At 37.3% G+C, this 6,000-nt stretch carries 3 protein-coding genes; all 3 read left to right on the plus strand.

The window, feature by feature from the left end:
* Positions 1–163 precede the first annotated feature (163 nt).
* The 3 genes from P20480_RS04055 to P20480_RS04045 all read left to right on the plus strand — a co-directional run bounded on the left by P20480_RS04055 (position 164) and on the right by P20480_RS04045 (position 5,951).
* The gene (locus P20480_RS04055) at positions 164–1,402 is read left to right on the plus strand and encodes an AAA family ATPase (RefSeq protein WP_006793244.1); all 1,239 of its coding nucleotides are present in this window, start codon (positions 164–166) and stop codon (positions 1,400–1,402) included.
* A 15-nt stretch (positions 1,403–1,417) separates the two neighbouring features.
* Entirely contained in the window at positions 1,418–2,380 is a 963-nt protein-coding gene (locus tag P20480_RS04050; protein ID WP_008131808.1) for a hypothetical protein, read from the plus strand.
* Positions 2,381–2,804: 424 nt separating this feature from the next.
* Positions 2,805–5,951, plus strand: a complete 3,147-nt coding sequence (locus P20480_RS04045) for a DEAD/DEAH box helicase (protein ID WP_008131810.1) — start codon at positions 2,805–2,807, stop codon at positions 5,949–5,951.
* The last annotated feature ends 49 nt before the right edge of the window (positions 5,952–6,000 follow it).

Here is a 6,000-nt window from a genome sequence, read left to right on the forward strand (position 1 = left end):
TATATTTAACCACCTTTAAACTTCTTTATTTATACTAAGCAATATTAAAGGTGTAAATTTATATTATGATGTCTTCTTTTTAAAACACATGTCGTCATAAATAGTTGTTTACAGGTATTTGAATGGACATTATACTAATTGCTTAACTTTGAGGAAGGAAAGTATGTCAATTAACAATAATGCGCTTGATACCTATCGACTTTTAAAAGCAACTGCCGAAGTTGCTGAAAAGTCATTAGAAGGACGTATTCAACATTATCGCGCTCATCTTAAATCAGAAGAAAAAGAATTAAGAACATACACCCAAAAAGCAGCCGCTGATTTATTAGGATGTAACAATCGTACACTAAAACGTCGTCATGATAATGGCGATTTTGACGATTTGAATATCAAACGGGGCGCTAACGGCCATTATGCTTACACATTGGTTAATATATTTGCAATGGCAGATATTATGGACATAAAGCCAGATCACCGTTCTGATAGTGATAAACTACAAGTTATTGTTATTAATTCACTCAAAGGGGGCTGTGGCAAAACAACCAGTATGGTTAATATTGCAGCGGCACTTGCCACCACTAATATTAAGCGATACCGAATTGGGATTATAGATTTAGACCCTCAAGGTTCTTCATCGAGTTTTTTCCCATCGAGTGAACACGATCCCATTACTGTCGGAGATCTAATGCGCGATTGTATCGACTTAGACGACGGTGAAACCTGGCCAGAATTTGTTTCAAGTTCATTTTTACCAACACATATTCCTAATATTCGTGTTTTACCTTCCGGTATGGATGACTTTTACTTTGAACACGAAACCGCCACTTTACTCAAAGACACATCAAATTATGAAGAAACACGTCATTATCATAAATTACTCGAAAAAGTAATTGATCCGGTAAAAGACGAGTTCGACATATTACTAATCGACACTGCCCCTACCCTCAACTTTATGTTTTATAATGCATTAATGGCATCTACAGCTATGTTAATTCCTGTTCATCCAGAAGCTGTTGATTTTGATGCTAATAATAAATATTTAAAACGTTTAGGTGAGATTTATCATACTGTTGCCGCACTTGGCCATGAAGGTTGGGACTTTATGCAGTTTTTAGTTACTAATTACGTAAAAGGTAACCATTCACAACGTGACATTGTTAAAGATGTACGTAGTGCTTTTGGTCGCCAAGTAATGAGTTACCCAATTAACCATAGTTCAGCTATCACGGCGAGCTCATCATCGTTTAATACCATTTTTGATCAAAAAGCATCAGACAGTTTAGCAAGTCGCGAGTCTCTTATGCGAGCACAAGAAAATATTAAAGATGTTGTTGACGAACTTGAAATGCTGATCCGATCAAACTGGCAGTCTACTCAATCAAAATTAAATACACCTAAGTAAGGATGTTAAATAATAATGGCTAAAAAACGTAAAAACGACACCCGCTTAGACCCATTTGCAACAGCTGTAGGAAATAGCAGCCTTGATGCGCTTTTAGAACAAGCTAATGCTGGCGATGTAATTAAAATGCCGGCACCGAGTGATTCTTCGCGACAAATTACCCTTGTTTGTAAAGTAATTTCACATGCTGATATTGAAAAAACGACTCATGTTTATGGCAAAAACCGTCGTGTTCAGTCGCTTTTAAACGAAAAATCGGTGTCGGATATTCTTCCTGCTATTCGTGAAGATGGACGAAATCAGCATCCAGCTCTGCTTTGGGAGCAAGGAGATACAAGTTTAGTACTCGCTGGTTCTCGCCGCAGAATGGCGTGTATTTTAGGTAAAGCAGATTATCTTGTTTTAAGTTCAAGCGATTTCACAGAGCAAGATGCTAAAATTTTAGCTGTTTCGTCTGACCAATATATAGCACCCAGCTTGTGGGAATTAGGTCAAGCTTATCAACAAACCAAAAACGAACTTCTTGAACAAGGTAAAAAAGGATCGTATCGCGAAATTGCAGCCATTGAAGGTGTATCCCACACAGCAATTGCAGATGCAATAAAAGCGTATGAGCAAATACCGTCTTCTGTTATTGCTTTGTACCCAACAGCAAATCACGTTGGTAGAGAAGTCGCTAAAAAGCTTGTTATTGCCAAGGAGCGCGATGCTGAGAGCTTTAACCTGTTAGTAGCTAATGTTGCTAGTAACGCTGAGGTAAACGCCATCACAAGTGACGACAAGCGTGCTATGGCTATCACTAAGTTATTGACTGCTGAACCTCAAGCACCTTCAAAGAAAGAAGCTGTGTTGGAAAACGAGTATGTCATGTTGCAACGAAACTTAAAAAGTGGCGATGTGTCGATTAAGATTAATAATAAAGTAATGACCGACAAACGCTTAGAGCAGTTGACTAAGTTATTAAGTGCATTTAATTAGTTAGTAAAATAACGATCTGCTTGGTCCTATCAGTTAGTTAAACTATGATCTAGTAGTCTGTCTAGTTAGTAAAAATTTGATCTATATTAGTGTTGTTATAGCTGTTTTACTTAAATAGCCTTAATGAGATCATTTTTTTACTAACTACTATCCATTTCCTGGTCCTTCTTCTGTCATTATCTTATCTCTTAGTAAAATTATGATCTGTAAAGCCCCTACGCTGTGTGTAAGGTGTTTATATTTTGTTTGTTATTTGTGGGTTACTGTTTGTTTTTTTATTACGCTCCTGTTTAACATCATAAACCGAATTTTTACTAACCTATCAACTCCAACCAGTTTACATTACTGTGAATAGTGCTTTAGCTCAGCGCTTATAAGGCATATACTGGGAAAATTATTTTAAAAAATTAATCCTTTGAGTGACATGTCTGCTAACTTATCAAAAAATGATTTACTGGCTATTTTTGAAGAAATTAAAAATGAGCAGGCTACCCAGTTTCCTCTTTCTGAGCGTTTTATAAATAAACTGTTTAAGCCAAATGTGTTGGCAAAGGGTAAAGCGTATTATAAAAATGGTAAAATCGCCTGGTTAGAACATAACAGTGACTTTTCGGTGATAGACTCAACCGTTCAAAGTGATACCGGCGCCTCTTATAATCAGCGAATCGAGATCAGTAAATTACCAACGGGTTATTCTGTTGATACCCACTGTACGTGTAATATTAAATCAAAATGCCTACACCTAGCAGCCATTTTGTTAAAGCTTAAAATTGAGCACTCTGGTGAGTATGGCGAAGACTATTTTATAAATGATTGGTTCAGTGAATTAAGTACACTCAAAAGTACCGAATCAACAACACCGTCTCAAGTATTACTTTTTGTGTTAAGTGTTGAAAATAAAAAAGTATTTATATCTCCTAAAATAGCTAATTTCGATAAAGACCAAAATTATACCTTAGGGCGCAATCTAACAGACCAGCAATTAAATAGCTTTATAACGCCAAATGATTTACTTGAAAGCGACTTTAGACTTTATAGTTGGATTCGTTCACAAAATGCAGTTGGTAGTCTCGAGTTAAAAGGTCAATGGGGATTTAGTGCGTTACAGCAGTTGATTGCAACCGAGCGCTTATTTTTGCATCGTTCTCGAACTGCAATAAAGCCTCAAAGTGGCCAGGCGCTTAGTTTTAATTGGCAACAAGAAAAAGAGCTTACAAAATTAGTCGTTAATTTAGAACAAAGTAAAAATTGGGCGGTACTCAAAACTACACCTCCTACATACCTTGACCTTGACCACTTAAAAGTTGGCCGTATACGCACACCGTTAAGTGGCGATGAAATAGCCCACTTACAAACCATGCCTGCAATACACAGCCCTAATTTCGACCGTATTTATAAACAGCTTGCAGATAACTTTGGTGCGGGTGTTATTCCCCATCCTACCAATACGCAATCTGTTTTACCGCATACAGCGAGTAATGCAGTAATTAAAGTGACTATGGAAGAGGCTGGTTTAAGGCTGTCTTTATCATTTAAGTATAAAAATAAACATTACCCCGCAGGTACAGCGCCAAATAATTTAATTAACAGCGCGTTTGAAAACACAGTAACCAATGAGCTTGTTAATTTAGGTTTTGAGTTTTGTAAAGGGGGTTTACAAAGTGAGTTTACTTTTAATAAGCAATCAGCAATTCATTTGCATTGGTTAACTTACGAGGTATTTCCGAGCTTTAAAGAGCATGGTTGGAAAGTAACTATTGGTAAGATGGATATCGCCAATCCGCAAAGTGAAGTTACATTGATTGCGAATAGAGCTGCAGGGCATCAAATGCACTGTAAAGTGCTTATTAACAGCAGCAAGCTTTCACAACTTTTTAGCAACGAAGATTCACTTTATCAATCGTTAAATCGACAAAGTCAGTTATTTCATTACTACCCTGTTGGCCGCCAATTTGGTGTTATTAATAAGTCAGCCATGAACGTTTTGTCTGATTTTAAGCAACGTTTTGAGTTTGTAAAAACACGTGACGAATTCAATATACCGCTTTCGTATTTGCCAGAACTTGTAAAACACACTGCAATTAATGTTGAGCTGCACGACGACTCACTCGAGCTCTATCTTGAGGAGCTTAACAGTACACATAAAACAATGCCGAGCGTATCGCTGCATGGTTTAAATGAGTCTGTCGAACTTAGAGAGTATCAACAGCAAGGTGTTGATTGGCTTAGTTTTTTAAAACGCCACAAACTTGGTGGCATTTTAGCTGACGATATGGGGTTGGGTAAAACACTGCAGGTCATTGCGTTTTTAACGAGTACGTACAATCGTCCGCAGGCAGGTCCTACACTAATCGTGTGTCCAACCAGTTTAGTGAGTAACTGGCAAAACGAAATACTTAAATTTACCAAAGGATTAAAGGTAACCACCATATTTGGGTCTAATCGTAACGAGCCACTGCAACACCTAGCGCAAGCACAGTGCATACTGACTACTTACCCTTTGTTAAAACGTGATATAGCTTATTATTCACCGCTTTTTTTTGAAAACATAGTGCTAGACGAAGCGCAATATATTAAAAATGACACGGCGCAAGTATCTCGATTGGTAAAACGTCTTAATGCTGATTTTAAATTGTGCTTAAGCGGTACCCCAATCGAAAACAACTTGCTTGAACTCAAGTCTTTACTCGACTTTGCTATGCCCTCTCTTTTAGGCTCTCAGGTTCATTTTAAACAACATTTTCAAACGCCTATTGAGCGTGAGTCCGACATGCAGCGTGCAGAGCAATTAAAAACACTCATAATGCCGTTTATATTGCGCCGAACAAAAGCACAAGTGGCGCAAGAACTGCCGCAAAAAACAGAAATAACTAAAGAGTTTGAGTTTGAGCCTAAACAAAAAGAAATGTATCAAGGGATAACACGTGCCCTTGAAGAAAAGCTCATAGATCTATTTGCTGAGCAAGGCGTTCAAAAAAGTAAACTTGCCTTTTTAGAGGCTTTACTGAAGCTAAGACAAATTTGTTGTCATCCAAAGCTCATTGAACCCGATACACAAGCCGGGTCTGCAAAATTAGAATGGTTATCTACTCACCTCCCTTTAATGCTAAATTTGGGGCGTAAAGTAATTATATTTAGCCAATTTACATCAGCGTTAGATTTAATTGCAAAGCAATTAACTGACTTGGACATTAACTTTAGTTTATTAACAGGCCAAACTCGCCATCGCGATAAAGTTATTGATGAGTTTACCAGTGGCAAAACGTCTGTTTTTTTAATTAGCTTAAAAGCAGGCGGCACTGGGCTTAATTTAACGCAAGCCGATACGGTTATTCATTTCGATCCATGGTGGAACCCCGCAGTAGAAAAACAAGCCACCGATCGTGCCTATCGCATTGGGCAAACAAACCCAGTTTTTGTTTATAAGTTGATTATGAGTCATTCAATTGAACAAAAAGTATTTAAAATGCAAGAAGATAAACAAGCACTTGTTGATGCATTATTTACAGACAAATCAATGAGTTTTACACAGTTCGATGAGCAACAAATGCTGTCACTTATAAAAAATTAATTTATTTTAAAATTAGTGCGATCTTTTTTGAACTTATTTAACTGTAGGG

The organism is Pseudoalteromonas sp. BSi20480, from assembly GCF_000241365.1.
Classification (GTDB): Bacteria; Pseudomonadota; Gammaproteobacteria; order Enterobacterales; family Alteromonadaceae; genus Pseudoalteromonas; species Pseudoalteromonas marina.

Bases quoted from the DNA above. Each gene is read 5' to 3' on its own strand.
- P20480_RS04055 (WP_006793244.1), top strand. From the start codon at position 164: ATGTCAATTAACAATAATGCGCTTGATACCTATCGACTTTTAAAAGCA.
- P20480_RS04050 (WP_008131808.1), top strand. From the start codon at position 1,418: ATGGCTAAAAAACGTAAAAACGACACCCGCTTAGACCCATTTGCAACA.
- P20480_RS04045 (WP_008131810.1), top strand. From the start codon at position 2,805: ATGTCTGCTAACTTATCAAAAAATGATTTACTGGCTATTTTTGAAGAA.